The organism is Pseudomonas hefeiensis, assembly GCF_030687835.1.
In the GTDB taxonomy this organism is placed as follows: domain Bacteria; phylum Pseudomonadota; class Gammaproteobacteria; order Pseudomonadales; family Pseudomonadaceae; genus Aquipseudomonas; species Aquipseudomonas hefeiensis.
Map to the genome: position 1 here is coordinate 5,023,877 of NZ_CP117449.1, position 25,880 is coordinate 5,049,756.

At 60.6% G+C, this 25,880-nt stretch carries 23 protein-coding genes and 1 pseudogene; 13 read left to right on the top strand and 11 right to left on the bottom strand.

Translation table 11 applies throughout. From position 1 onward, the window contains the following. Positions 1-190 precede the first annotated feature (190 nt). Positions 191-1,381, top strand: coding sequence for a Na+/H+ antiporter NhaA (nhaA, locus tag PSH57_RS22560; RefSeq protein WP_305385668.1), 1,191 nt, complete (start codon positions 191-193; stop codon positions 1,379-1,381). Positions 1,382-2,448: 1,067 nt separating this feature from the next. On the opposite strand, the gene PSH57_RS22565 is transcribed toward nhaA, so the two are convergent. Next, complete coding sequence (locus PSH57_RS22565) at positions 2,449-2,913, bottom strand: outer membrane lipoprotein (protein WP_047228399.1); 465 nt, start codon at positions 2,911-2,913, stop codon at positions 2,449-2,451. A 172-nt stretch (positions 2,914-3,085) separates the two neighbouring features. Here PSH57_RS22565 and PSH57_RS22570 point away from each other — a divergent pair, with 172 nt between their 5' ends. Next, positions 3,086-3,370 (top strand): hypothetical protein, encoded by a 285-nt coding sequence (locus PSH57_RS22570; RefSeq protein ID WP_305385669.1) that lies wholly within the window; start codon positions 3,086-3,088, stop codon positions 3,368-3,370. Here PSH57_RS22570 and pdxH read toward each other — a convergent pair. From pdxH to dinG, 4 genes are all read right to left on the bottom strand, one after another. Further along, positions 3,318-3,965 (bottom strand): pyridoxamine 5'-phosphate oxidase, encoded by a 648-nt coding sequence (gene pdxH, locus PSH57_RS22575; RefSeq protein WP_305385670.1) that lies wholly within the window; start codon positions 3,963-3,965, stop codon positions 3,318-3,320. The two genes, PSH57_RS22570 and pdxH, sit on opposite strands and share 53 nt — an antisense overlap. Before the next feature lie 24 nt (positions 3,966-3,989). After that, positions 3,990-5,099 carry an OmpA family protein gene (locus PSH57_RS22580; RefSeq protein ID WP_305385672.1) on the bottom strand — a complete coding sequence of 370 codons (1,110 nt, stop codon included), beginning with the start codon at positions 5,097-5,099 and terminating at the stop codon, positions 3,990-3,992. A 118-nt stretch (positions 5,100-5,217) separates the two neighbouring features. Beyond that, positions 5,218-6,363 (bottom strand): serine hydrolase domain-containing protein, encoded by a 1,146-nt coding sequence (locus PSH57_RS22585; protein WP_305385673.1) that lies wholly within the window; start codon positions 6,361-6,363, stop codon positions 5,218-5,220. A gap of 240 nt (positions 6,364-6,603) precedes the next feature. After that, positions 6,604-8,748, bottom strand: a complete 2,145-nt coding sequence (gene dinG, locus PSH57_RS22590) for an ATP-dependent DNA helicase DinG (protein WP_305385674.1) — start codon at positions 8,746-8,748, stop codon at positions 6,604-6,606. A gap of 99 nt (positions 8,749-8,847) precedes the next feature. Here dinG and PSH57_RS22595 point away from each other — a divergent pair, with 99 nt between their 5' ends. Next, the gene (locus tag PSH57_RS22595) at positions 8,848-9,312 is read left to right on the top strand and encodes a CopD family protein (RefSeq protein ID WP_305385675.1); all 465 of its coding nucleotides are present in this window, start codon (positions 8,848-8,850) and stop codon (positions 9,310-9,312) included. A gap of 129 nt (positions 9,313-9,441) precedes the next feature. On the opposite strand, the pseudogene PSH57_RS22600 reads toward PSH57_RS22595, so the two are convergent. The 4 genes and pseudogenes from PSH57_RS22600 to PSH57_RS22615 form a co-directional block, all read right to left on the bottom strand. Beyond that, positions 9,442-10,201 (bottom strand): annotated as a pseudogene (locus tag PSH57_RS22600) (collagen-like protein). Further along, positions 10,194-10,466: a DUF1145 domain-containing protein gene (locus PSH57_RS22605; protein ID WP_305385676.1), complete on the bottom strand. Its 273-nt coding sequence runs from the start codon at positions 10,464-10,466 to the stop codon at positions 10,194-10,196. Before PSH57_RS22605 ends, PSH57_RS22600 begins: the two are co-directional and overlap by 8 nt. Positions 10,467-10,611: 145 nt before the next feature. Continuing rightward, positions 10,612-11,337: a PA1041 family peptidoglycan-binding anchor lipoprotein gene (locus PSH57_RS22610; RefSeq protein ID WP_305385677.1), complete on the bottom strand. Its 726-nt coding sequence runs from the start codon at positions 11,335-11,337 to the stop codon at positions 10,612-10,614. Positions 11,338-11,427: 90 nt separating this feature from the next. Further along, entirely contained in the window at positions 11,428-12,123 is a 696-nt protein-coding gene (locus PSH57_RS22615; RefSeq protein WP_305385678.1) for a PA1041 family peptidoglycan-binding anchor lipoprotein, read from the bottom strand. 194 nt (positions 12,124-12,317) lie between these two features. Here PSH57_RS22615 and PSH57_RS22620 point away from each other — a divergent pair, with 194 nt between their 5' ends. The 4 genes from PSH57_RS22620 to PSH57_RS22635 all read left to right on the top strand — a co-directional run bounded on the left by PSH57_RS22620 (position 12,318) and on the right by PSH57_RS22635 (position 14,069). Continuing rightward, entirely contained in the window at positions 12,318-12,815 is a 498-nt protein-coding gene (locus PSH57_RS22620) for a DUF6231 family protein (RefSeq protein ID WP_305385681.1), read from the top strand. A gap of 14 nt (positions 12,816-12,829) precedes the next feature. Next, positions 12,830-13,306, top strand: coding sequence for a YchJ family protein (locus PSH57_RS22625; protein ID WP_305385683.1), 477 nt, complete (start codon positions 12,830-12,832; stop codon positions 13,304-13,306). 68 nt (positions 13,307-13,374) lie between these two features. Continuing rightward, positions 13,375-13,860: an LEA/WHy family protein gene (locus PSH57_RS22630; protein ID WP_305385684.1), complete on the top strand. Its 486-nt coding sequence runs from the start codon at positions 13,375-13,377 to the stop codon at positions 13,858-13,860. Positions 13,861-13,865: 5 nt separating this feature from the next. Then, complete coding sequence (locus PSH57_RS22635; protein ID WP_256232572.1) at positions 13,866-14,069, top strand: SEC-C metal-binding domain-containing protein; 204 nt, start codon at positions 13,866-13,868, stop codon at positions 14,067-14,069. A 265-nt stretch (positions 14,070-14,334) separates the two neighbouring features. Here PSH57_RS22635 and PSH57_RS22640 read toward each other — a convergent pair whose 3' ends face one another. After that, positions 14,335-14,892, bottom strand: a complete 558-nt coding sequence (locus PSH57_RS22640; protein ID WP_305390458.1) for a cysteine hydrolase family protein — start codon at positions 14,890-14,892, stop codon at positions 14,335-14,337. A 140-nt stretch (positions 14,893-15,032) separates the two neighbouring features. Between PSH57_RS22640 and PSH57_RS22645 the strand changes: the two genes are divergently transcribed. The 4 genes from PSH57_RS22645 (at position 15,033) to PSH57_RS22660 (ending at position 21,334) form a co-directional block, all read left to right on the top strand. Beyond that, positions 15,033-15,677 carry a glutathione binding-like protein gene (locus tag PSH57_RS22645; RefSeq protein ID WP_305385685.1) on the top strand — a complete coding sequence of 215 codons (645 nt, stop codon included), beginning with the start codon at positions 15,033-15,035 and terminating at the stop codon, positions 15,675-15,677. A 338-nt stretch (positions 15,678-16,015) separates the two neighbouring features. Continuing rightward, positions 16,016-18,466, top strand: coding sequence for a penicillin acylase family protein (locus PSH57_RS22650; RefSeq protein ID WP_305385686.1), 2,451 nt, complete (start codon positions 16,016-16,018; stop codon positions 18,464-18,466). 154 nt (positions 18,467-18,620) lie between these two features. Next, positions 18,621-19,646 carry a ligase-associated DNA damage response exonuclease gene (locus tag PSH57_RS22655; protein WP_305385687.1) on the top strand — a complete coding sequence of 342 codons (1,026 nt, stop codon included), beginning with the start codon at positions 18,621-18,623 and terminating at the stop codon, positions 19,644-19,646. Further along, positions 19,643-21,334: an ATP-dependent DNA ligase gene (locus PSH57_RS22660; RefSeq protein ID WP_305385688.1), complete on the top strand. Its 1,692-nt coding sequence runs from the start codon at positions 19,643-19,645 to the stop codon at positions 21,332-21,334. Before PSH57_RS22655 ends, PSH57_RS22660 begins: the two co-directional genes overlap by 4 nt. 36 nt (positions 21,335-21,370) lie before the next feature. Here the strand turns inward: PSH57_RS22660 and PSH57_RS22665 are convergent, their stop codons facing one another. Further along, complete coding sequence (locus PSH57_RS22665; protein WP_305385689.1) at positions 21,371-23,281, bottom strand: ECF-type sigma factor family protein; 1,911 nt, start codon at positions 23,279-23,281, stop codon at positions 21,371-21,373. Positions 23,282-23,716: 435 nt separating this feature from the next. Between PSH57_RS22665 and PSH57_RS22670 the strand changes: the two genes are divergently transcribed. Both PSH57_RS22670 and PSH57_RS22675 read left to right on the top strand, forming a co-directional pair. Beyond that, complete coding sequence (locus PSH57_RS22670; RefSeq protein ID WP_305385690.1) at positions 23,717-24,865, top strand: acyltransferase family protein; 1,149 nt, start codon at positions 23,717-23,719, stop codon at positions 24,863-24,865. Positions 24,866-25,081: 216 nt separating this feature from the next. After that, positions 25,082-25,864: a transporter substrate-binding domain-containing protein gene (locus PSH57_RS22675; protein ID WP_256232578.1), complete on the top strand. Its 783-nt coding sequence runs from the start codon at positions 25,082-25,084 to the stop codon at positions 25,862-25,864. Positions 25,865-25,880 lie beyond the last annotated feature (16 nt).

Genomic DNA, 25,880 nt, shown 5'->3' on the forward strand with positions numbered 1-25,880 from the left:
CGCAAGCTTAGGAAAAAACCGACATCACGCACAGGTACAGCTAAGGTCCAATATGGCCTGTCACTGCCTGACCACGGGCTGCACGCGTTGTAACGACATATAACAAAAAAGAATATAACTTTTGTTTTAACAACTAACAGTACCGGTTAGGGTGAACCATCTTTTTTGATTAGATCCATGGAGAGCAACCGTGCCTCTACGCAATACTTTGACCCGTTTCCTTCAGTTGGAAGCTGCCAGCGGCCTGCTGTTGATCGCCGCTGCCGCCTTGGCCCTGATACTCAATAACTCACCGCTGTCCTGGCTTTATACAGACTTTCTGGACACGCCCGTGGTGGCCCAGATCGGGGTGCTGAAAATCGCCAAACCGGCGTTGTTGTGGATCAACGACGGCCTGATGGCGATGTTCTTCCTGCTCATCGGCCTGGAAGTCAAACGTGAGGTTCTCGACGGGCAACTGTCGAAACCTTCGCAAATCGTCTTGCCGGGTGCGGCAGCGATCGGTGGCATGGTCGTCCCCGCCCTGATCTACTGGTTCCTCAACCGCGACAATCCGGCCGCCCTCGCAGGCTGGGCAATCCCAACAGCCACCGACATCGCGTTCGCCCTTGGCGTCCTGGCCCTGCTGGGCAAACGGGTACCTGTGTCGCTCAAGCTGTTTTTGATGACCCTGGCGATCATCGACGACCTGGGGGCCATTATCATCATTGCCATCTTCTACTCAGGCGCCCTGTCGACTTTGTCACTGGTACTGGCAGCCGCCTGCATCGCGGCGCTGGTGGCGATGAACCGCTCGGGAGTGGTCAAGCTCGGCCCCTATATGGTTGTCGGCCTGATTCTCTGGGTCTGCGTGCTCAAGAGCGGCGTCCATGCCACCCTGGCCGGTGTGACCCTGGCATTCTGCATTCCGCTGCGCACAAAAAATGCCGAGACCTCGCCGCTGCTGACCCTGGAACATGCCCTGCACCCCTGGGTGGCCTACGGCATCCTGCCGCTCTTCGCCTTCGCCAACGCAGGCTTGTCCCTGAGCGGCGTCACCGTCGAGAGCTTCACCCATCACGTGCCGATGGGCATTGCCATCGGCCTGTTGCTGGGTAAGACCGTGGGTGTCTTCGGCCTGACCTGGCTGGCGGTCAAGATCGGTATCGCCAGCCTGCCCGCCGGCGCCAACTGGGGACAGATACTGGGCGTGGCAATCCTGTGCGGCATCGGTTTCACCATGAGCCTGTTCGTCGGCTCCCTGGCGTTCGCGCCCGGCACCAGCGAGTACGCCGGCATGGACCGAATGGGGATTCTCACCGGCTCGATCCTGGCGGCGTTGCTGGGTTATGCGGTGACAGCGGCGGCTAGTCGTAAGCAGACTGCATTTAAAGCCAACTAAAATCACCTGATTGTGGTGATGTTTGTTGTGTGTTTATTGGTGTGTATATCCGTTTTTTCGGTGACGGCCACTGGCGGTTCCGCCCTTACAGCGGGTCACTTTTGGAGGAGCGCCAAAAGTAACCAAAAACGCTTTGCCCCACCACTCGGCACCTCGCCTAGGCTCGGTGTGCCCGAACGAAGGCATTGCTCCGTGGGCCCGCCGCGAAGGGCCATCCATGGCCCAGCGCGGCTATCCCGGCATCCATGCCGGGATGCCCACTGCGCAACGCCTGCGTTCGGCCAGCGTGGTTAACGGGGCGTCCAAGATCAACATCCTCCGCGAGGCGGCCTTATAGCCGACCTGTTTTTTTTGATGATCGCGTTTTTCCTGTGGGAGCGAGCCTGCTCGCGAAGAGGTCGACACATGCAACATCTTCGTCAACTGTGTAGCCGCCTTCTCAGCCTTGCGATAGTTCAGTTACATAGCGATTGAATTGGATGCCGTCATCGCGAGCAGGCTCGCTCCCACATTCGATCTTTCAGTGAGCACAAATTTATATCCAACACAGAACCACTGAGGGAGCGGGCTTGTTCGCGAAAAGGCCAACACACCCAACATCTTCATCGACTGTGATACCGCTTGCGTGAGCAAGCCCGCTCCCACAGGAGAAACGCGGTCCCACCAAGAATCAGGCCGGCTATAAGGCCGCCTCGCGGTGGACGTTGATCTTGGACGCCCCGTTAACCACGCTGGCTGAACGAAGGTATTGCGCAGTGGGCAACCCGGCATGGATGCCGAGTTAGCCGCGCTGGGCCATGGATGGCCCTTCGCGGCGGCCCACGGAGCAATGCCTTCGTTCAGGCATGCCGAGCCTAAGCGAGGCACCGAGTGGTGGGGCAGAAGCGTTTTGCTTACTTTTGACTGGGCCGGCTTCCGGGCTGTTCAAAAGTGAGCCGCTGTAAGAGCGGAACCATAAGCGGCCGTCACCGAAGAAACGGATATACACCCCCCCCCCGAAACGAAGCCATAAAAAAATCGCGCCTCCCGTTCAGGAAAAAGCGCGATTTTCTCTTAGCGATTCCAGCTTAGTGCGATACGCGGCTCGTACCATCCACAGTGGAAATACGAACCCGCTCACCCACACGGAACACTTCGTTTTCCTGAACCTGTTGCACATAGGCGCGCATGCTGCCGTCGTCTTCGCGAACGGTGATTTCCACACCCTGGGTACGGGTCAGGCCTTCTTCGGTCGCGGAGCCGATCAGGCCGCCGGCAACGGCGCCGATCACGGCGGCAACGATGCTGCCACGGCCACCACCGATGGCGCTGCCACCCACACCACCCACCACTGCACCGGCCGCGCCGCCGATCGGGGTCTTGGTGCCTTCGATCTTGACCGGACGCAAGGCTTCAATGGTCCCCATGCGAATCGTCTGCACGCGACGCGCTTCGTCACGGGAGTAGGAGTCACCGGTCAGGCTCGACTGACAGCCTGTGAGCAACATCGCCATCGTGGAAAAGGAAGCAACCAGCAAAACAGACTTACGCATAGCATCAAACTCCAAAAGACAGGTATTCATTAAACTCCGCAGCTTGACGCCTGTCACGGCCTCGCCGGGATAAAATTGTTTTCATTCAGGTGGGATACAGGCTCGCCCGAAAAATTCACCCAAACAGTAGCGCCAATTTCCGATATCCGCGTCACTGACCTGAGGATTTCTCATGGATTACTTCATCATAGCCGCTACCACCGTAGCCGGTTTGTACTTTCATTGGTGGCTGTACGTGCGGATCAAACGCTGGATGGACCGCGATCTGGCGCTGTCATTGGCGGGGCAGGATGAGCTGAAAAAAACTTACATGCTGCAACAATTGGCCGACGCCCAGAAGCATGGGGTCAAGCGGCGCGACCTGCCGCAATGGCTTCAGGCCGCTGCGGCAGGTTATCCCCAGGCTAAGGCGCCAGACGCTCGCGGACCCAGTTCGCCTCTTGCAGGCGGTAGTTGAGGCGATCATGCAGACGGCTCGCCCGCCCCTGCCAGAATTCGATACGCTCGGGCAGCAGACGATAGCCTCCCCAATGCTCCGGGCAGTGAGGCTGGCTGTCACTGAAGCGTTGTTCGGTGGCCTTGAGCAAGTCTTCCAGCTCACCTCGACCCGCAATCACCCGGCTTTGAGGTGAAGCCCAGGCCCCGAGGCGACTGCCCAATGGCCGTACCTGGTAATAGGCGTCCGACTCTTGCGCCGTGACCTTCTGCACCTTGCCCTCGATACGCACCTGACGCTCCAGCGTCGGCCAGAAAAATGTCATGGCCGCGAACGGGTTCGCGGCCAGTTGCTGCCCCTTGGCGCTGTCGTAGTTGGTGAAGAACGTGAAGCCTTGGGCATCAAGTCCCTTGAGCAGCAGGATCCGGCAGTGCGGGCGCCCCTGGGCATCCACGGTCGCCAAAGTCATGGCATTGGCCTCCACCGGCGCCTGTTCGGTTTTCACCGCGTCGGCGAACCACTGGTGAAACAGCGTGAACGGCTCGGCCGGGGCCTGCGCCTCGGTCAGGCCATCGCGGGTGTAGTCGCGACGCATATCAGCCAGCGTCTGGGTCATGGCGCGTTCCTTGTAGTTAGCCCATCACTGCTTGGATGCATCGGCGGCCGCGACTTTCTTGGCATCGGTAGCGGCTTTAGTCGGTTGCGGTTTCTTCGCCGCCGTCGCTTTCTTGGCCGGGGCTTTTTTGGCAGGAGCCTTGGCCGCGGCCTTTTTGACCGGCGCTTTTTGGGTGGCAACAGCCTTGGCTTTTTTAGCCGCTGGCGCGGGCGCCAAAGCCGCGGGCTTCACGTCCTGGGCCGCCACTAACCTCACTGGCGCCGGGGCTGGCATGTTGTACTTGCTCAGCAGTGCCACCATGGTGTTTTGCGGCGTGACCATCAGCTCGACACGACGATTCAAAGCGCGACCTTCAACGCTGTCATTGGCGGCACGGGGTGCAACCGAACCCATGCCACGCAGCATCAGGCGATCACGCTGCAGGCCGCTGAGACGGAAGATCGCCGCCACGGATTGGGCGCGTTCCTGGCTGAGCTTCAGGTTGACCGGCGCGGCGCCCGACGTGTCGGCGTGACCGAGGATCAGCACGGCGCTTTTCGGGTCAGCTTCAAGAATTTTCGCCACGCGGGTGAACGGGCCGAGGCTCACCGGCAGCAGCATGGCCGGACGGTCGGGGTTGAAGGAGCCGTCCACTGGCGCGGTGACCACCAGCACGTCGTCGCGGCGTTCAAGCTCGAGCTTGCTGTCCTTGATGGCCGTGCGCAATTTCGGCTCGTAGTCGTCGAGCCAGGCCTGGGTGACTTTCGGATCCGGCATCGGTACCGTCTTGGCGGTTTCCTGATGTTTGCCGCCGAATGGCCACCACCATTTGCCGTTGCTTTCAGCTTCAGCCTGGGCCACGGTAGCCGGCGTCTTGACGACAGGTTTGGATTCGACTTTTTTGGCGACGCCGTCGGCAGCGGCGTCATCGGAAGAGAACGGCCACCACCAGTGAGTGGCACCCTCGGCCTTGGCTTGTGGCGCGACGGCAGCCGGTTTCAAGGGCGCCGCTGGCATCGGCTCTTTGGCCGCGACCTTGTCGGAGGCGCCGAACGGCCACCAGCCAGTGCCGCCCTCGGCATCATTTTGTGGGGTTTGTGCGCAACCGGTGATAGCGAAGCACAGCGCCAGAGCGAAAGATTTATTCAATGACATTGGATATCCACAAAATGATGTAAAAGAAAAAACAAAGGCCATGTTCGGGCCGCATAAACAGACGATTGGAAACTGAAAGGAACACGAGGTTCCTGTGCCCGCCGTCTTTGCTAACGTTTTATAGACAAGTGGCAAGTACCCGCGCAAGGTTCTGTGCTCGCGGATCCATCAAAACGTATGGCCCGAGGGTGTTTGTCACAAAGCCAAAAGCCACATCGTGCTCCGGGTCGGCAAAACCCATGGAGCCCCCCGCCCCGGGATGGCCGAATGCCCGAGGGCCGAGGCCGTAGGTCGCGTTCGGCACATCCGGCTGGTCGAGCATGCAACCCAGGCCAAAACGGGTCTGGGTCAACAATATCTTATCCTCGCCGAAGCTGTGCTGGCGGGTCAGTTCGTCGAGCATTTCGCCTTCCAGCAGGCTACCGTCCAGCAGGCCGGCATAGAACCCGGCAAGGCTGCGGGCGTTTCCATGGCCGTTGGCCGCCGGTTGCTCCATGCGCCGCCACTCTGGCTTGTTGGTGCTGGTCATGATCGAGGGCGGGTTAGTGAAGGCCCGGGTAGTCATGGCCGTGGGTTCGCGCATCGTCACTTGTAAAAGACGCTGGGCCGCAGCATCACCAACCTTGCCTTTGCCGCGAGCGATGTGGGCCACGCGATGAAACTCTTCATCAGCCAGGCCGACGTGCAAATCCAGGCCCAACGGTTTGGCAATACGGGCCACGATGGATGCCCCCGGCCCACGACCGTCAGCCCTGCGCAGCAGTTCGCCGACCAGCCAGCCGTAAGTGATCGCCGCGTAACCGTGACCGTCGCCCGGCGTCCACCAGGGCGTTTCAGCGGCCAGCGCATCGACCATGGTTTGCCAGTTGTAAAGTGCTTCGGGCGCCAGCAATTCACGTAACGCCGGCAACCCGGCCTGATGGCAAAGCAACTGGCGTAACGTGACGGATTGCTTGCCGGCTGCCGCGAACTCAGGCCAGTAGCGCGCGACAGGGGCGTCCAGTTGCAGCTTGCCTTCGGCCACCAGTTGCAGGGCGGTGACGGCGGTGAACGTCTTGGTGCAGGAAAACAGATTGGCGATGGTATCGCTGTGCCAGGCTTCACTGCCATCCTTGTCGGCCGTGCCGGCCCACAGATCGATGACCGTGCGGCCGCCGACCTGAATGCACAACGCCGCGCCGCGCTCCTGAGGATCGTCGAACAGCGCCGCGAAGGCTTCACGCACCGCCTCGAATTGAAGCTCATAATGGCCTTGAATCTGCACCCGCAACTCCCTTGAAACAAACACTTTTTTGAAGTGACCTGCATTGTTTCAGCCATTGAGGTTTTTGGGAACCGCCGCAAGACGGCTGGCTAAACACGACCCTCTGTGGCAAGAGGAACCTGTGGGAGCCAGGCTTGCCCGCGATGAGGCCTGTGCGGTCTTTCTGAAACCGAGGTGCCTTCATCGCGGGCAAGCCTTGCTCCCACAACTATATTGCGTGGCTACAAAGTCACAGCAGCCTCAGGAAATCTCCCGCCGGAACGGTGGCAGGGCGTTGAGGATCGCCTTGCCGTAGCGCTGGGTCACCAGTCGGCGGTCGAGCAAGGTGATGGTGCCGCGGTCTTCTTCGGTGCGCAGCAATCGACCGCAGGCCTGGACCAGTTTCAGCGAGGCGTCTGGCACGGAGATCTCCATGAACGGGTTACCGCCGCGGGCTTCGATCCATTCGGCCAGCGCGGCTTCCACCGGGTCGTCCGGGACCGAAAACGGGATCTTGGCGATCACCACGTGCTCACAGTAAGCGCCGGGCAAATCCACGCCTTCGGCAAAACTCGCCAGGCCGAACAGCACACTGGAATCCCCCCCGTCGACGCGTGCCTTGTGCTTGTTCAGGGTTTCCTGCTTGGACAGGTTGCCCTGGATGAACACTTGCTTGCGCCAGTCACGGTCGAGGCCGTCGAAGACGTCCTGCATCTGTTTGCGCGAGGAAAACAGCACCAGGGTGCCCCGCGAGCCTTCCACCAGTTCCGGCAGGTCGCGAATGATCGCCGCGGTGTGGGCGGGGGCATCCCGTGGATCAGCCTTGAGATCCGGGACCCGCAGCACGCCAGCGTCGGCATGATGGAAGGGGCTCGGAACCACAGCGGTCACGGCTTTTTTCGGCAGGCCGGCGCGCATACGGAAGCGGTCGAACGTACCCAGGGCAGTCAACGTGGCCGAAGTCACCAACGCGCCGTAGGCCACATTCCACAGGTTGCGGCGCAGCATTTCCGCCGCCAGGATCGGGCTGGCATTGACTTCGATATCGAACAGCGAGCCGCTTTCGGCCAGGGTCAACCAGCGCGCCATCGGCGGGTTGTCTTCCGGGTCTTCAGCTGTAAACGCGGTCCACAATTCCCAGTTGCCCTGGGAGCGGGACAGCAAACTGCCGAACAGCGGGTACCACTCCTCGGCCTGGTTGCTGGCGATACCGATATTGACCTCGCCATCCATGCCTTCCTTGAGCAGATCGGTCAGACGGGTGAACAGGTCGGTCAGGCGGGCAAAGCCTTTCTTGAGTTCGATGCCCATCTCGCGCATGTGCTCAGGGATGACGCCGCCGACAAAGCGATGGCGAGGCCGCTCGCGGCCCTCAACGTCTTCGCCGGGTTTGAAATCCGCCACTTGCTCGCAGGCACTGAACATGAACTGCTGGTTAGTTTTGATCTCACGCGCAAGCTCGGGCACCTGCTCGATGAACTTGCCCAGGTCACCCGGCAGCGGGTGTTGGGCCAACAACTTGGTGAGGTTCTTGGCGGTGGTTTCCAGCCAGTCAGCGGTGGAGCGCAGCCGGGTGTAATGGGCGAAATGGCCGATGGCCTTGTCCGGCAGGTGGTGGCCTTCATCAAATACGTAGATCGTGTCCCGCGGGTCCGGCAGCACCGCGCCACCGCCCAGGGCCAGGTCGGCCAGGACCATGTCGTGGTTGGTGACGATAACGTCGACCTTGCCCATGCCTTCGCGGGCCTTGTAGAAGGCGCACTGGCCGAAGTTCGGGCAATGACGGTTGGTGCACTGGCTGTGATCGGTGGTCAGGCGTGACCAGTCGGCATCTTCCAGGGCGGTCGACCAACTGTCGCGGTCGCCGTCCCATTTATTGCCGGCCAGTTTCTCGATCATGCTGGTAAACAGCTTCTGACTGGCCTCATCGACTTCGATCTTGAAGCCTTCTTCTTCAAACAACTGGGCCGTGGCGGTCTGCGCCTGGCCTTCCTGGAGCAACATGTCGAGCTTGGACAGGCACATGTAGCGCCCACGGCCCTTGGCCAGGGCGAAACTGAAGTTCAGCCCGCTGTTGCGCATCAGGTCGGGCAGGTCCTTGAAAACGATCTGCTCCTGCAGGGCAATCGTGGCCGTGGCGATCACCAGGCGTTTGCCGGCGGCCTTGGCCGTGGGAATCGCCGCCAGGCTGTAGGCCACGGTCTTGCCGGTACCGGTGCCGGCCTCCACCGCCACGATGGCGGGTTCGCCACTGCGCCGGCCTTCATCGTCGGTGTCGATGTCACCCAGGACTTTTGCCACTTCGGCAATCATCAGGCGCTGGCCATATCGCGGCTTGAGGCTCTTGGCTTCGAGAAAACGCGAATAGGCGCCCTGGATCGTGGTTTTGAGTTCGGTGCTGATCATGAATGGTCGGGCGCTAAAAACGCTGGATAAATTTTCAGTGGTTCGGATCGGCGGCTATCATACCCCGCTAATGAATCCTGCGCAGAACGGAGTAACTCAATGACACCCTTTGCCCTCGTCTACACCCTGCATTTACTGGCGGCCCTGGTCTGGGTCGGCGGCATGTTCTTTGCCTGGATGATCCTGCGCCCCGCCGTAATCGCGGCCCTTGAGGGCCCGCCCCGGCTCAAGTTATGGACAGAAGTGTTTCAGCGTTTTTTCGTTTGGGTCTGGGTGGCAGTGGTGCTTTTGCCGATCAGCGGCGTGGGCCTGATCCACATGCGCTTCGCCGGCTTCGAATCCGCACCCCGTTATGTACAGATCATGATGGGCTTGTATGTGGTGATGACGGCGCTGTTTATCCGCATCCAGGGATTGCAATTGCCGGCACTGCGCAAAGCCGTAGCAGCCCAGGAGTGGCCGACGGGCGCGGCAGTGCTGGGAAAAATCCGGCAGTTGGTGGGGGTTAATCTGTTGATCGGGTTGCTGGTGGTGGTGATTGGCGCGGCGCGGCCGATGTTCTGAAGAGATCGTCAGTTGGACCCAGTCCTGTGGGAGCGGGCTCGCTCGCGAAAGCGGTGGGTCAGTTGGCATTGGCTAACCTGACACTCCCTCTTCGCGAGCAAGCCCGCTCCCACAAGTGTTTTGCAGGTCTTAGAAGCGCTGTACCGTCACCGCCCCCGCCGCTCCGGCTGGCCCTGGCTGGCCATCAGCACCAGGGCGACCGCTTTTACCACCGTCGGCGGTATAGACGAAGCACCCCTTGGCCTTGCCACCAGCGCCGGGTTTGCCCCCGGGCCCGGCGGTGCCGCCGGCCCCCCCCCTGCACCGCTACCTGGATCTGCTCGGCTGGATAGTCACGGGGCAGTTCGAGACGCACCTGCGCACCCGCCGCACCCGGCTGGCCATCGCTGCCATTGCTGCCGTCGGCACCGCGACCGGCCGCCCCCCATGTACAACCCGGCGCCTGGCCGTTGGCGCCGTCGAGGCCCACGTAGCCTGGCGCACCGGTTCCACCGCGGGCATCCACCGACAACAATGGCGCATTCAGGGCATTGAAACGCAGATTGAGATCACGCCCCGGTCGTGCCGCTTTGGTATAGGTTCCGGGCGCGCCGCGAGCAGTGATCTGACTGCCGTCGGCCAGTTCCCCCTCGACCACTTTTATCTGCAGTGCCTGCTTCGCAGGCACGATGGCGATCCGCGCTTCGCGCCCCAGGTGCAATTGGCCAATGGACAATTCAGTGACGTTGGAAGGCACCAGCAACGTGCCGTAATCAGCCACGTCCAGCCGTTCCAGAGTCAGTGCACTGGTGGTATTGGGCAGGCGCATCAACGAGTGGCTTTCGACCTGGATCACTTGGGCACTGGCCCATGGGCACACGAGTGCGACAAGCAGACACAATTTACGCATGGGAAGCCTCGGCGGCGATCGGGAGGGTTTGCAGGTGAAAGATGCCGAACAGCAGCACTCGCAGGCGATCCCGGCCTGAAGCGGGCCGGCCGCGCAAGCTGGCTCGGAAAAACACCAGTTCCAACAAATGAATCGCCAGCAACATCGCTGCGCCGAGATTGACCAGCAGATGCAGCGGATGAACGAACGGCATGACCAGGTTGACCAGCACCACCAGCCAGAACAGCAGGGTCAACAAGCGCCCCAGCCCCCATAACAGCTTCATACATCCCCCCGGTAAGTATTATTCTTTGGACGCACAGTAACGGCTTGCGCGCAGAATAAGCCAGAGGCCGGGGCAAATTTAATCTGACGCAAACCTCGGCTCACCGGATCGCCCCACTGGCGACCCGACGGCTCTGGCTCGCGGTTCAACGCTGGATATGCAGCTCAACCCGACGGTTCTGCGCCCGCCCTTCATCGGTCTCGTTGTCGGCCACCGGCTCGCTTTCCCCCTTGCCCTCACTGGTGAGTTTGTCCGGTGCAAGCCCCTGGGTGAGCAGATACGCCACCACGCTGCTTGCACGACGCTCGGACAGCCCCTGGTTGTAGGCATCAGTGCCGACGCTGTCGGTGTGCCCCACCACGCGGATACTGGCGACATTGGCATGACTCAATTTGCTCATCAGCCCATCGAGTTGGCTTTGCGCGTCTTGAGTGAGATCGGATTTATCGAAGTCGAACAACACCTTGCCGGCATCGTTGAGGGTGATCACTTCAGTGGCCGGTGCCTGAGGTTCAACCGGCGGGGTGCTGGCCGGGTATTGCGGCAACGGGCAGCCGTGATGTTCAACCGGGGTATTGGCCGGCGTGTCGGGACAACGGTCACGGCGGTCGAACACGCCGTCATCGTCCTCGTCGCCATCCTGGGCGTAACAGATCAGCCCGCCGGTCAGCAGGCCCAATGCAGCGCCGCCCGCCGCCCAACCGCTGCTTTCGAGGGCCCCCAGGCCGCCGCCAACCAGACCGCCGATCAAGCTACAGACTGGCCAGGTGCGTTGATTAAGAGGTGCGCCGCCATCGCTGTGAGTGGCACAACCTGACAACAGACTGCCCGCCAGCAGTACCGGTAAGGCAGCCCTGGATAGAACGTTCATGGTGAATGCTCCTGTGTTACCGGCCCATACCGGTCACACAGGAGTAAAGACCCGCATCCGCGACTGTACAAGCCGCGGATGACGTGGGCTTCAGCGATTTATCTTGATTTCCGTACGACGGTTCATGGCCCGGCCGTCGGCGGTGCTGTTGTCCGCCACTGGCTGGCTCTCACCGGCACCCTCCACCGAAACGAAACTGGCACGGGGCACGCCGCTCTCGACCAGGTATTGCACCACCGAGTTGGCCCGTTTATCAGACAGGCGCTGGTTATAGGCATCGCTGCCAACGCTGTCGGTGTGGCCGGTGACGCGCAGTTGCGCGGTGGACGTTTCCTGTTTCAGCCGGGTCGCAATCGTACTCAGGACCTCCTTGTCTGCCGCCGTCAGCGTGGCCTTGTCGAATTCGAAATGCACGTCACGGATCACAATGGTCTCTTCCTGGACCACCACGACTTCTTCAACCATCGGCGCCGGTGCCGGTGGCGGGCAGCCGTCGGCATCGACCTGCACGCCCTTAGGTGTGCCCGGGCACTTGTCGCGGCGGTCCGGCACGCCATCGCCATCTTCATCGCCGTCGCCATGCACCCAGCAATAAGCCGCTGCCATGGTGCCGACAAACAAAGCACCGCCGCCGGCCCAGGAGGTGCTTTCGATGGCGCCCAATCCAGCGCCCGTCACGCCACCGACCGCCGCGCAGGTCGGCCAGTCGGTTTTCTGCAAACCTGCGCAACCAGTCAACACACCGGTTAGCAGAACCAAGGGTAATGCTGTGCGAACTATGCTCATCGGTTTTTCTCCTTGAGGGATCGGCTTTTTGCGCCGATTCAGGGGAGTAAAGACCCGACTCCGCATCCGCGCCAGCATCACGCTATCGCGGTTTTTGCCCCATATTTGCCGTAGATCGATACGGTTAAGCGCAAACCGCTCTAGGCCATGGGGTCCGCGCAGGCTATCGTGGCAGCTCTGACTGAGGAACTTCGATGACCGTTGCCATTTCTTCTCGTACGCCCCAACAAGCCCTGGCTGCCTTGCTTGACCGCTACGCTCCGCAAAAACTGCTGTTGATCGGTGCCAGCAGCTTCCCTGCCCTTGAGGCGTTCCAGCAGGCGCATCCCGAGACTGAGGTGGTCCACGCCGCCCCTGGCACCCTGGCGGCGGACGTGGCGGCGCGGCGTTTTGACCTGGCCCTGGCGCTTGATTGCCTGGAGCATTTGCCCAAACGCGACGGTCTGAACCTGTTGGGTGGCATCCGCAACCTCAACGCCAGCCGTATCGCCGTGCTGGCGGACCTCAATGCCTGCGGCTGGCAAGAAACGGATTTCTTTTCCCTGGCCCTGCAGGCCAGTGAGCGATTCCAGCGCGAGGAGCAGGTGCTGACGCTGTTTACCTACGATCTGCTTGAATACAAACAAGTCCCTGACTGGCTCAACTCACGCTTTTGGGCCAACCCGGAAAACTTTGGAAAATACTGGTGGTAGCCGTGAACACAAGCATGCACACAACCATTTGCCCGTGCGGCAGTGGCAACCCTTTGGAGGCCTGCTGCGGCCATTACCACGACGGTCACCCGGCGCCCTGCGCCGAAGCCTTGATGCGTTCGCGTTACAGCGCCTACGTGCTGGGGCTGGTGGACTATCTGGTGGCCACGACCTTGCCCGCCCAGCAGGACGGCCTGGATCGCCAATCCATCAGCGAGTGGAGCGCCAAAAGTACCTGGCTGGGACTGGAGGTAGAAAGCAGCGACGTGTTCGGTGGCCAGCCGGAACACGCCTTTGTCACCTTCACCGCACGCTGGCACGACGGCCAGGGGGAACACAGCCACCGCGAACAGTCCTCTTTTGTACAGAACGGCGCACACTGGTACTTCATCGACCCGACGGTGCCGGTCAAGGCCGGACGCAACGACAGTTGCCCATGCGGCAGTGGGTACAAATTCAAAAAGTGCTGCGCCAGTTACTTCAATCGCTGAACTGGCAATCGTCTGACGCCACTCCGTTGCCCGGCGGGCTAGACTGGTCATAAACCAGAGGCACGGACATGAGCCACTCATCCCCTTTGCTGCGCATGACTTGCCTGCTCCTGTTCGTCGGGCTAGGCAGCTGTGTGTCCTGGCGAGGTGACGAGGCTCCCGAACCTCAGGTGCATCTGGTCAAGGTTGAGGTGGTGCGGGCCCGGCTGGTGGAACAGCGGTTCATGCTGCACTTTCGCGTGGATAACCCCGGCGACAGCGACCTGACCGTGCGCGGCCTGACCTACCGCATCCATCTGGGTGACCTGCTGCTGAGTGAAGGCGAGCATGAACACTGGTTCACGGTGCGCCCCCAGCGCAGCGGCTATTTCAAGGTGCCGATTCGCACCAACCTGTGGCCGCAAGTGCGCAAGCTGGTGAAAATGCTCGAGAAACCTCGCCAGCAGATCCCCTATCGCCTGGAAGGAGAGCTGGAAACCGGTTTATTCATCGCTCACTACGTGCACCTGAGGCGCAATGGCGTGATAATCGCCGCCGATTTTATTGCGGAGTAACCCCGATGACCCAGCAACCTCACGTTCATGGCCCTGACTGCAACCACGAGCATGACCATCACCACGATCATGATCACGGCCATGTCCATGGCCCGAACTGCGGCCACGCCCACCAGGAACCGGTGCGCAACACCCTGAAGGATGTCGGCCGCAACGACCCTTGCCCGTGCGGCAATGGCAAGAAATTCAAGAAGTGCCACGGCGCTTGATGGTCCGGGCGAAGATTATCTTCGCCTGTTGAACTGCCATCGCGAGCAGGCTCGCTCCCACAGGGATTTGGGGTGCAGGGAAACCGGAACCACCACAAGACCGCTGTGGGAGCAAAGCTTGCTCGCGATGACCGAGGCACATTCAAAATTGATGCAAGCTGACCCACCGCTATCGCGAGCAAGCTTTGCTCCCACAGAAGAAGTATGGGTGGCCGGGAAATCGAAGGCTAAATAAACCATCCAAGACAGTTGCCCCCACGGTTAATCAATCGGCCGCAAGAATCTGCGTCACGCTGACCACCGTTGCATACTCCCCATGCAAGTTGCTCAGCGACATGGCATGCACCTCGCCAGCCGAACGGGCATGGCCGAAATAATCAGCCTTGTCGAAGGTAAAACACGCGTCTTCGGCCACCCAGGTATCGAATCCAAGATTGCCGGCCGTACGCGCCGTGGACTCCACCGAGTTGTTCGTCGCCACGCCCACGATCACCAACTGCCCAATCCCCGCTTCATGCAGGTCCGCCTCCAGGCGCGTGCCGCAGAATGCATCCGGCACCTGCTTTTGAACCAGCCTTTCCCCGGCCAACGGCTCGAACCGCTCCTGAACCTCCACACCCGATTGCCCAGGCCAGAACACTGAGTCCGGCGAGCGGGACAGGTGGTGGACATGGATTACCGGCCGTGCCGATTGTCGCCAGAATCCGAGCAACTGGAGCATGCGCTGCTCCGCATTGGGGTTGTTGCGAGGGCCTAGCCTGGGATGAAGGATGCCTTTTTGTTGATCAATAAGAATCAGAGCTGCGTTTTTCTGTAGCTGCATGCCGGTTTTCTCGTGCGCGGTCATTGAATTTTCCACACTTGAGCATCACCTCTTCCTACAGGCAAGCCTTTCGGCAATCAGGACGACCTCCTGCCGTCATTTGTTGTCCATCCATCACGATGTCCTATCTGGAGCCTTCCATGATCGACCTGTATTACTGGACCACGCCCAACGGCCACAAAATCTCGTTGTTCCTCGAAGAAGCCGGCATGCCCTACAAGGTGCACCCGATCAACATCGGCCAGGGAGAGCAATTCAAGCCCGAGTTTCTGAAAATCGCCCCCAACAACCGCATCCCGGCCATTGTCGACCACGAACCGGCCGACGGCGGCGAGCCGATTTCGCTATTCGAGTCGGGCGCGATCCTGCTGTACCTGGCGGAAAAAACCGGCCAGTTCATTCCAGAGGATTTGCGTGGTCGGCAAGAGGTTTTGCAGTGGCTGTTCTGGCAGATGGGCGGCCTGGGGCCAATGGCCGGACAGAATCATCACTTCAGCCGGTTCGCCCCGGAAAAAATCCCCTACGCGATCAAGCGTTATGTCGAGGAAACCGCTCGTCTGTACGGTGTGCTGGATCGCCGCCTGGCGGACCGTGAATTCGTGGCGGGCAACGAGTACAGCATTGCCGACATGGCGATTTATCCCTGGACCGTTTCACACCAATGGCAAAGCCAGCACCTGGAAGACTTCCCGAACGTGCAGCGCTGGTTCAATCGCATCAAGGAGCGCCCGGCCACCGTCAAGGCCTACGCCCTGGTGGACAAGATCAACCCGCCCAAGCCCTGAGCGCTCCTGACACACCCAAAACCCGCTGTGGGAGCACGGCTTGCCCGCGATGAAGTCGATGCGCTCATCAAAGATCGAGTCGCCTGTTTCGCGAGCAAGCTTTGCTCCCACACTGCCACAGCAAGCTTTGCTCCCACACTGCCGGGGTGCCTCACAGCAGGCTTTGCTCCCAGGCTGCTGGTGAGCCTCACAGCAGGCTTTGCTCCCACACTGGTGGCGAGCTCACAGCAGGCTTTGATCGCCAAATCAACAAATAACCCTTACCCCCGCTTGCGCGCCCCCCTCCTGCTCACTAACGTAGCGCCTTTATTGGTGCCCCCTCCCGCAGGAGCTTTGCCATGGCTTCGCCAGCCTCTATTTTTTCCTTCCCCCGGCTCGGTGTTGCCGCCGCAGTGGCCAGTGTGCTCGGTCTGAGCGGTTGCCAGACCTGGAACGCTCAGGACACTGTCCCTCCGACCTCCGGTGTGCAACCGCTCAAGGGGCTGGCGCAGAACGTCTCGGTTCGGCGCAATGCCATGGGCATGCCGCTGATCGAAAGCAACAATTTCCATGACGCGCTGTTCAGCCTCGGCTACGTCCATGCCAGCGACCGCATCAGCCAGATGGTGACCCTGCGCCTGCTGGCTCAGGGTCGTCTGGCAGAAATGTCCGGAGCCGAACGACTGGACGTCGATCGCTACATGCGTGCGGTCAACCTGAAGAAAAGCGCCGACGAGTTGTACAAAGCCTCCTCGCCGCGGCTCAAACGTTTCTTCGAAGTCTATGCCCGCGGCGTCAACGCGTACCTGTTCCGCTATCGCGACAAGTTGCCGCCGGATCTGGCCGCCACCGGCTACAAACCCGAATACTGGAAACCGCAAGATTCAGCGCTGATGTTTTGCCTGCTCAATTTCAGCCAGTCGGCCAACCTGCCAGAAGAAATCGCCGCATTGGTACTGGCCCAGACGGTCACCCCCGACAAACTGGCCTGGCTGAGCCCCTCGTACCCGGATGAACAACTGCCGATGGCCGAGGCCGACAAGCTGCAGGGCATCCGGCTCAGCGGCCAGGTCCCGGGCCTGAACGAAGTCAGCAAGGCCAGTGCCCAGTTGTCCGAACTCAACTTGCTGAATGTCGCGTCCTCCAGCAACTGGGCCATCGCCCCGCATCGCAGCCGCAATGGCAAGAGCCTGCTGGCCAGCGACAGCCATGGGCCGTTGAGCGTGCCGTCATTGTGGGTCCCCGTGCAGATTCGCGCGCCCAAGTACCAGGCGGCCGGAGTTTCCGTGGCGGGCATCCCGATGATTCTGGCAGGGTTCAACGGCAAAGTAGCCTGGAGCATGAGCAGCGTCTTGGGCGACAACCAGGACCTGTTCCTGGAAAAAATCCGACGCCAGGGCAACGGCTTGTCCTACGAGGTCAATGGCAAATGGCAGCCAGTGATGGTGCGCAACGAGACCTACTTCATCAAGGGCCAACGGCCGATTCGCGAAGCGGTGTATGAGACCCGCCACGGCCCACTGCTCAACAGCGTTCAGGGCCCGGCCATGGCCAACGGTCTTGGCCTGGCCTTGCAGACGCCGAGCTTGAGCGACGACAAAACCCTGGACGCGTTCTTCGATTTGTCCCGGGCGCAGAATGTCGAAAAAGCCTCCGATGCCAGCCGTGAAATCCGCGCCATCGCGGTGAACATGATCTTTGCCGACGCCAGCCACATTGGCTGGCAAGTCACCGGGCGCTATCCGAACCGCCGCGAAGGCGAAGGCCTGTTGCCATCGCCCGGTTGGGAAGGTCGCTACGATTGGGATGGCTACGCCGACCCGATGCTGCACCCCTACGATCAGGATCCGGCCCAGGGCTGGCTCGGCGCCGCCAACCAGCGCGTCATTCCCGACGGCTACGGCATGCAGTTGTCCAATTCCTGGGCCGCCCCAGAGCGTGGCGAGCGCATGGCCGAGCTGGCCGGGGCCGGCAAGCACGACAGTCGCAGCCTGACCGCCATGCAATATGACCAGACCACGACCTTTGCCGCCAAGCTCAAAAAAGTCTTCGAAGCCCCGGGCATGGCCCAACCGCTCAAGCAGGCGATCGACGCGCTGCCAGTGGCGGACCGGGCCAAGGCTCACGAGGCCTATACCCGGCTGATGGCTTTCGATGGCCGGCTCAGCCCAGGTTCCGCCGACGCAGCGATTTATGAACTGTTTCTGCAGGAAAGCATGAAGCAGATCTTCCTCGACGAACTTGGCCCGGACAGCAGTCCGGCGTGGAAAGCACTACTGGCCAACGGTCAGTTGTCCTACTCGGCTCAGGCCGATCACTTGCTCGGTCGCGAAGACAGCCCGTTCTGGGACGATGTGCGCACACCGCAGAAAGAAGACAAATCCGTGATCCTGGCCCGCAGCCTGGCAGCGGCCATCACTGCTGGCGACAGCCAGTTGGGCGGTGACCACAGGGCCTGGCAGTGGGGCAAGCTGCATCGCTACCAATGGAAGAACAGCAGCGGCCAGATCGTGCGCGGCCCGATACCCGCTGGCGGCGATGCCACCACGCTCAACAGCTCGGCATTCGCCTGGGGCGAGGATTTCAACACCACCCTGGCGCCCGCCATGCGGTTCATCGTCGACTTCGGCCAGCCCGAACCGTTGATGATCCAGGGCGGCCCTGGACAGTCCGGCAACCCCGCCAGCCCGAACTACGTCAATGGCATTGATCCGTGGATCAAGGGACAGTATCAGCACCTGCCGTTGCAGCCGCAGAACTTTGAGCGGGCGTACGGCAAGGCGCGCTTGACCCTGGTGCCCGGTAAATAGGCTGTCCGGTGTGGCGAGGGAATTTATCCCCGCTGGGCTAACCCCCCTCGCCACATTTGTCCGCCCTGTCACCTGATCCTGCCGCACCAAACCCGATAGAACTTCTCCTCCCGCCCCCGCCTCTACCAGACAAGCCCATCTTCCCGGTGAATGCATGGATCTTGTCATTGCCCGCCCCGAAGGCCTGTACTGTCCGCCTGGAGATTTCTACATCGACCCCTGGCGCCCAGTGGAACGTTCGGTCATCACCCACGCCCACGGCGATCATGCCCGCGGTGGTAACCAACACTACCTGGCGGCGGCCCCCGGCGAAGGCATTTTGCGTTCGCGATTGGGCCAGGACATCAACCTGCAAACCCTGGCCTACGGCGAGCGATTGCTGCACCACGGCGTGACCTTGAGTTTTCACCCTGCCGGCCACGTACTGGGCTCGGCCCAGGTGCGGATGGAGTATAGAGGTGAGATCTGGGTGGCGTCCGGGGACTACAAGGTCGAACCCGACGGCACCTGCGCACCGTTCGAATCGGTGAAGTGTCATACGTTCATCACCGAATCCACCTTCGGCCTGCCGATTTACCGCTGGCAGCCTCAGGCGCAAATCTTCGACGAAATCAACCAGTGGTGGCGCGGCAACATTGCCGTCGGCCGGGCCAGCGTACTGTTCTGCTATTGCTTTGGCAAAGCCCAGCGAATTCTCCACGGAATCGACGACAGCCTGGGCCCAATCCTGGCCCACGGCGCGGTAGGACCACTGAACCGGGTCTACCGCGAAGCCGGGGTCCGTCTGCCAGCGACGATCTATGCCGGCGATATCAAAAAGAACGACCCGATCATGAACCAGGCGCTGATCATCGCTTCCCCCTCTGCCGGCGGCAGTACCTGGATGCGCCGTTTCGGTGACTACAGCGACGCCTTCGCCAGCGGCTGGATGCGCTTGCGTGGCACCCGTCGGCGGCGCGGCGTGGATCGGGGTTTCGTGCTGTCCGACCACGCCGACTGGCCCGGCCTGCTCTGGGCCATCGAACAGACCGGCGCCGAGCGGGTGATGGTCACCCACGGCTCAGTGGGCGTGCTGGTGCGCCATTTGTGCGAGCAAGGCCTGGATGCCCAAGGCTTCACCACCGAATACGGTGACGATGAAGAAGACGTCGCCAGCGCCACTGGCGAGGACGCGTCATGAAAGCCTTCGCCCAGTTGTATGCCGAACTGGACGCCACCACCTCCAGCAATGCCAAACTCGCCGCCATGCAGGATTACTTCACCAAGGCGCCGCCCCAGGATGCGGCGTGGGCCGTGTATTTCCTGTCCGGCGGGCGCCCGCGACAACTGGTGCCGGTCAAGACCTTGAGGGAATTGGCGGTGCAGATATCCGGTTTGTCACTGTGGCTGTTCGAAGAAAGCTATCAGGCCGTGGGTGATCTGGCTGAAACCATCTCACTGATCCTGCCAGAATCGCCCCACCGTTCCGACGAAGGCCTGGCGCTGTGGATCGAAGAGAAACTCCTGCCGCTGCGCGGCGAATCGCCCGAGGTGCTGGCGGTGCAGTTGCCGGCGTTGTGGGCGCAACTCGACCGAGCCAGCCTGATGCTGTGCATCAAACTCATCACCGGCAGTTTTCGCGTGGGGGTGTCCAAGTTGCTGGTCACCCGCGCGCTGGCGGCCATGGCCGGGCTGGACAGCAAACGGGTCGCCCAGCGGCTGGTGGGTTATACCGACCTGTCCCATCGCCCGACCGCTGCCGGCTACCTCAAGCTCATCGCTGCCGAATCCGATGATGAGCACGCCCAGCGTGGCGGCCAGCCTTATCCGTTCTTCCTGGCTCATGCGTTGGCGCAAGCGGTGGAGCAATTCGACACGACACTGGGGCCGGCCAGTGACTGGCAAGTAGAATGGAAGTGGGACGGGATTCGCTCCCAGGTGGTCAAGCGCGATGGCCATTTGTGGGTCTGGTCCCGGGGCGAAGAGCTGGTCACCGAACGCTTCCCCGAATTGCACTCCTTGGCGCAGGCGTTGCCCGACGGCACGGTGATCGATGGCGAAATCGTGGTCTGGAAAGCCTCTCAACCGGTCACCGAGGATGCGTTCGACCCGGACACACCGCTGGTACCCAAAGTCCAGCCCTTCGCCTTGCTGCAGCAGCGCATCGGTCGCAAGACCCTGGGCAAGAAAATCCTCGAGGATGCCCCGGTAGTCGTAATGGCCTATGACCTGCTGGAATGGCAGGGCGAGGATTGGCGCAGCCGTTCCCAGGCCGAGCGCCGCGAGCAGTTGGAGGCGCTGATTGCCCACTGCCGCAGCGCGGTGCTGCTGCCGTCGCCAATCGTCACGGGCGATGATTGGTTCGACCTCGCCCGGCAGCGCGAAGCGTCCCGCAGCCTCGGCGTCGAAGGCATGATGCTCAAGGCCCGCGACGCGCTGTACGGCGTCGGCCGGACCAAGGACATGGGGGTGTGGTGGAAATGGAAGATCGACCCGTTCAGTGTCGACGCGGTACTGATCTATGCGCAACGCGGGCATGGCCGCCGCGCCAGCTTGTACAGCGACTACACCTTTGCTGTCTGGGACAACCCGCCGGGCAGCCGCGAACGCACACTGGTGCCGTTCGCCAAGGCGTATTCGGGGCTGACCGATGAACAAATGCGCCAGGTCGACAGCATCGTGCGCAAGACCACCGTGGAGAAGTTCGGCCCGGTGAGCAGTGTTACCCCCACCCTGGTTTTTGAGCTGGGCTTCGAGGGGATCGCCTTGTCCAAGCGCCACAAGAGCGGGATCGCCGTGCGCTTCCCGCGGATGTTGCGCTGGCGCCAGGACAAGAGCGTCGACGAGGCGGACACGCTGGCGACGCTTCAGGATCTGTTGAAAAGTTGACCGCCCGCCTCCAACTGGAACCCGCTTCGGCCCGTGTCATGACGGCCTCCACGTCAAGGCGAAAATATTCTCACCCGGTACTTCAAAACGAATGCGTCCATCCCGGCACTGGACAGGGGCATCGCGCTGGCGGCTATCAGGTCCGAAAAGGCTGAGGGATGGGCAGACAGTGCCTGCGCCCCGCAGGCTGATCCGTTGCAGGCGGTCGCCCTTGTTTACGCCCAGCACGCTGCGTTCGTTGCCGCGGGCCATCGCCAGGGCATCGACCTCGAAGGCGCTGTTGTCCATACGCAGGACCTGATCGAGCCAGTGCGACTGGATGAAGTGCTGCGCCAAGCCTACCGGCTTGAGCTCGAAGCGATCAGGCGCTGGCAGGCGGATCATGCCTTTGAGGTGGTGCGGATCGTCAGCGGCCTGAAACCAATTGAGCACGTCGAGCAAACCATCCTGGGCTGAGTTGATCGCAACCGAGGCCCACCACAGCGATGCGAAGTGCGTCTCTTGTTCGTAAGGACTGACGCTTGAACCACTGGAAATATTGGTCTGGTCCAGCAACAGCGCCTTGCGTGGCCGGCCATCGGCTTGCAGGCCGACGACTTCGGCAGCCCGGCGCACGGAGTCGCGGTAGACCCGCGTGGCCAGCAGGTCACGAATCATCCACTCGTGCCAGGCCAGGGCATCGATTTGCGCTGCCGATTCGTCGAGCATGCGCCGAGCCCAGTCGATGCCACGGTGCTGGGCGCCTCGGCGCGTAAACGGTCCGTTGACGAAGCGCGAGCTGGCGGGCATGGCGATACGCACCCCCGCCTCCCGCGCCCCCGGGTAGTCGAGCACCTGGCGATACATGGCATCGAAGAAGTGTTTGTATGTCGCATAGTCGGGGTAGTTGTAGTTGGGTTCATCGGCAAACGAGAGGTAGTGAGTGCCGCTACCCAGGGCCACAGTGGCCGCCAGCCAGGCGTTCAGGCCGGCGATGCTCTGGCTGTCGGCCTTCAGGTCGGCCTTACGCCCAGTGGCGGCCAGCAAGGTGATGTTCGTATCGATGCCACCGCGCTCCAGATAAAAACGCCTGAAGGCATCTTCGTAATGGGGGTCAGCGGCCATGATATCGACGGCGCTGTAAAAGCTACCCGCACGGGGCTTGAGCGCGTCGAGTGCGCTGTGGCTTGCAGGCGGCGCAAGCAGGTAGGGCAAGGCCAAGCCCAGGCGCGGCGTGGGGCCCGAAATCTCGGAGTGCAGGACCAGTTCGGTACGGCCGCTGTCCTGTCGCAGCGGCTGCAGGTGCTGAGCACGCTGGGCAAACAGGTTAGCGGTGCCGTCCAGCCAGAAGGCCGCTTTACCTCTACCCTGCAGGCGCAGACGCCAGTCTTGATCCCTATCGCTGACAGGTAAGGCAATCTGGTCGAACTTTGGGTAGTCCTGGTAGGGTTTGAGTTTCAGTTCGACTGTTTTGCCATCGCCCAGGCGCTCGGCATTCAGAGCCCTGACGCCGCCGAAATACTTGCCCGCCAGGATCGCCTGCTCACCGGCGCGGACCTTGAAATACAACTCGACGTTGGCGGCGGTCTCGACGCTGAAGTGCACTTTCGTCGGCGCGAACAGGGCGACGGTTTTGTCGTCGTGCTCAAAGCGATAGCGCCTGAAGCTATAGCCCGGGACTTCGACGCGGTAGCTGGCGGCGCTGGCGGGCAATGCCCAGCTTTGTTTGCCGCTCCCTTCGCTGGCGGGAATAAAACGCTCGTCGCGCAACTGCCCCTGCCCGTCCAGCAAGTAAATACGTTCTTCATTAGCGTCGGTTTGCCAGGCCGGCACCCAACTGATGCGCAACGTATCGTCGCGCCCCGCCTGCAAATAGAGGCTGCCGTCACGAATATCGCCCCAGCGCATTGGCGCGGCTTGGGCCAGGCTGCTGAACACCAGCGTTAATATCACGGCGATGCGTTTCATAGTGTCCTTTTTACAGCCTAACTCAGGCGCGTTGGCGCTCTGCCATCATCGTTCTACACAGTAGTCGGTATGTAACATGCGTGAGAAAAATAGTGTGAATCGTCGATGAACGGTATTTAAGAACATGTAGCCAGGCGCCGCTTCATGCGCCGCTAAAAAAACTATTGAGGCCCCGCACACTAGCGGTTTTTCTGACGCCGTAATTGCGTCATCAGTGTATTCATCACGACAGAAAAAAACCGCCTTGCTCTTTTAAAGAGCAATGCTAACGTGACATCAGACTCACCATTTATTTAAGTGTCTCCAATCGTCCAGATCCTGTGCCAGGCCCTTCATGCAACAGTGACGGGGATACCGTCATGGCACCTCCCCCAATGGCATGGCGACCGGAGTGAAATCCAAGACGTGCCATTCACACGTGTAAGGGAGCCTGACATGCGCGCAGAGAAGCGGTTTCTTTCACTGGACAGTTTCAGGGGGTTGATGGCCCTTTCAGTAATGGTTTATCACTTACGCGTCAGCGGTAGTTTTACCGAATGGTTGTTATTCCGTCATGCTGAAGTATTTGTATCTTTCTTCTTTGTATTGAGTGGCTTTGTATTGACACATGCTTATGGCCGCTCGGCGCAGTTTAATTTTCGAAAGTTTTTCATAACACGAACTTTCCGCTTGCTCCCCTTGCACCTCTTCATGCTAGGCATTTTTATACTATTAGAGTGCGGCAGATATATGGCCGCCCAAAAAGGCATGGACTTCAACAATGCGCCATTTTCAGGGAAGTTTGCCCCTTCTGAAATCCTGCCGAATGCATTGTTGTTGCAATCCTGGACGCATTTGACTAATCCACTGTCGTTCAACTATCCGTCCTGGAGCATCAGTATCGAGTATTACACCTACATGATCTTCGCCCTGATTGTGAGCATCGCGTTCGGCGTCAGGACGTGGGTATGGGTGACAACGGTGCTCGTGGCCTTGGCGCTGATGCATGCAGGCAATACCTTCTTCACCATCGAGTCGCTACGCGGCCTCGCCTACTTTTTCACCGGCTGCCTGGCTTACGCCGTGTATTTGAGGCTCCCCCATCCCAGCCGCGCGCAGACCTGGTTGCTGACAACGCTTGAAGTGGCGGCGGTGACAGCGGGGCTGATTTTCGTAATCAACGATTTTGCAGCCAAGCAGCTCTGGGCCAGCCCGCTGTTCGGTGTCATCGTTGTGATATTCGCCTTTGATGGCGGCGCCGTGTCGCGCTTGTTGGCGGGCCGTGGCTTCGGTTTTCTGGGCAAGTTGTCTTACTCCATCTACCTGACCCACGCGGCTGTTCTGTTTTGCGTAGTGTCGGCGTTCATGGTGGCGAAGAAAATTCTTGGCGTTGACATTGCACCGGTGATCGACGGGACTCGGTATCTGGACCTCGGCAATGTACTGCTCAATAACCTCATCGCTGTGCTGGTAGCGGGAACGGTAGTCCTGGTGTCGATGTTCACCTACCGATATGTCGAAATGACCGGGCAATCCCTTGGTCGAGCGCTTAGCAACACCCCCTCGCACAGCGGCCCAGTATTGAGACCTGATACTGAGGCGTAAAAAACAGCAGAGTCCGCGCCATCCTGGTGCGTCTTTTGAAGCCTGCTCATCCCCGCGCACCATCACGTCCCGCCGGCTGCCGCCAAAGTTTTTAAAACGCTTGTTCGGCACTCTGGTTCGGAAATTGCTACCTTTATGCCGTCATACCGTTCTCGCCTTCACCGGTAACAATACTTACGCGCCACAAGCGCTCATATTGGTTTTAGGGATTGAATAATGAAAAAAGCACTGCTGACCCTTTCTGCACTGGCGTTGTGCATGGCCGCCGGCGTCGCCACGGCCAAGGAATACAAGGAACTGCGTTTTGGTGTCGACCCGTCCTATGCCCCGTTTGAATCCAAGGCCGCCGACGGTAGCCTGGTAGGTTTCGATATCGACCTGGGCAATGCAATCTGCGAAGAATTGAAGGTCAAGTGCCGCTGGGTCGAAAGCGATTTCGACGGCATGATCCCGGGCCTGAAGGCCAATAAGTTCGACGGCGTGATCTCGTCCATGACCGTGACCCCTGCTCGGGAAAAAGTCATCGATTTTTCCAACGAACTGTTCTCCGGCCCGACCTCGTATGTGTTCAAGAAGGGTTCCGGCCTGAGCGAAGATGTCGCGTCCCTTAAAGGCAAGACCGTCGGTTACGAGCAAGGCACCATCCAGGAAACCTATGCCAAAACCGTACTGGACAAGGCCGGCGTCAAGACTCAGGCCTATCAGAACCAGGACCAGGTTTATGCCGACCTGACCTCCGGCCGTCTAGATGCGTCGATCCAGGACATGCTGCAGGCCGAACTGGGCTTCTTGAAATCGCCAAAAGGTGGTGACTATGAAGTCAGCAAACCCGTGGACAGCGAACTGCTGCCTTCCAAGACCGCCATCGGTATCAGGAAAGGTAACAAAGAGCTGAAGGCACTTTTGGATAAAGGTATCAAAGCGTTACACGAGGACGGCAAGTACGCCGAGATCCAGAAGAAACACTTTGGCGATCTGAATCTGTACAGCGGCAAATAATGCGCAGCGCCCATCC

Bases quoted from the DNA above. Each gene is read 5' to 3' on its own strand.
- PSH57_RS22635 (WP_256232572.1), top strand. From the start codon at position 13,866: ATGACCCAGCAACCTCACGTTCATGGCCCTGACTGCAACCACGAGCAT.
- PSH57_RS22630 (WP_305385684.1), top strand. From the start codon at position 13,375: ATGAGCCACTCATCCCCTTTGCTGCGCATGACTTGCCTGCTCCTGTTC.
- dinG (WP_305385674.1), bottom strand. From the start codon at position 8,748: ATGATCAGCACCGAACTCAAAACCACGATCCAGGGCGCCTATTCGCGT.
- PSH57_RS22675 (WP_256232578.1), top strand. From the start codon at position 25,082: ATGAAAAAAGCACTGCTGACCCTTTCTGCACTGGCGTTGTGCATGGCC.
- PSH57_RS22570 (WP_305385669.1), top strand. From the start codon at position 3,086: ATGGATTACTTCATCATAGCCGCTACCACCGTAGCCGGTTTGTACTTT.
- PSH57_RS22595 (WP_305385675.1), top strand. From the start codon at position 8,848: ATGACACCCTTTGCCCTCGTCTACACCCTGCATTTACTGGCGGCCCTG.
- PSH57_RS22665 (WP_305385689.1), bottom strand. From the start codon at position 23,281: ATGAAACGCATCGCCGTGATATTAACGCTGGTGTTCAGCAGCCTGGCC.
- PSH57_RS22615 (WP_305385678.1), bottom strand. From the start codon at position 12,123: ATGAGCATAGTTCGCACAGCATTACCCTTGGTTCTGCTAACCGGTGTG.
- PSH57_RS22645 (WP_305385685.1), top strand. From the start codon at position 15,033: ATGATCGACCTGTATTACTGGACCACGCCCAACGGCCACAAAATCTCG.
- PSH57_RS22640 (WP_305390458.1), bottom strand. From the start codon at position 14,892: ATGCAGCTACAGAAAAACGCAGCTCTGATTCTTATTGATCAACAAAAA.
- PSH57_RS22610 (WP_305385677.1), bottom strand. From the start codon at position 11,337: ATGAACGTTCTATCCAGGGCTGCCTTACCGGTACTGCTGGCGGGCAGT.
- PSH57_RS22605 (WP_305385676.1), bottom strand. From the start codon at position 10,466: ATGAAGCTGTTATGGGGGCTGGGGCGCTTGTTGACCCTGCTGTTCTGG.
- PSH57_RS22625 (WP_305385683.1), top strand. From the start codon at position 12,830: ATGCACACAACCATTTGCCCGTGCGGCAGTGGCAACCCTTTGGAGGCC.
- PSH57_RS22580 (WP_305385672.1), bottom strand. From the start codon at position 5,099: ATGTCATTGAATAAATCTTTCGCTCTGGCGCTGTGCTTCGCTATCACC.
- PSH57_RS22660 (WP_305385688.1), top strand. From the start codon at position 19,643: ATGAAAGCCTTCGCCCAGTTGTATGCCGAACTGGACGCCACCACCTCC.
- pdxH (WP_305385670.1), bottom strand. From the start codon at position 3,965: ATGACCCAGACGCTGGCTGATATGCGTCGCGACTACACCCGCGATGGC.
- PSH57_RS22655 (WP_305385687.1), top strand. From the start codon at position 18,621: ATGGATCTTGTCATTGCCCGCCCCGAAGGCCTGTACTGTCCGCCTGGA.
- PSH57_RS22620 (WP_305385681.1), top strand. From the start codon at position 12,318: ATGACCGTTGCCATTTCTTCTCGTACGCCCCAACAAGCCCTGGCTGCC.
- PSH57_RS22670 (WP_305385690.1), top strand. From the start codon at position 23,717: ATGCGCGCAGAGAAGCGGTTTCTTTCACTGGACAGTTTCAGGGGGTTG.
- PSH57_RS22650 (WP_305385686.1), top strand. From the start codon at position 16,016: ATGGCTTCGCCAGCCTCTATTTTTTCCTTCCCCCGGCTCGGTGTTGCC.
- PSH57_RS22565 (WP_047228399.1), bottom strand. From the start codon at position 2,913: ATGCGTAAGTCTGTTTTGCTGGTTGCTTCCTTTTCCACGATGGCGATG.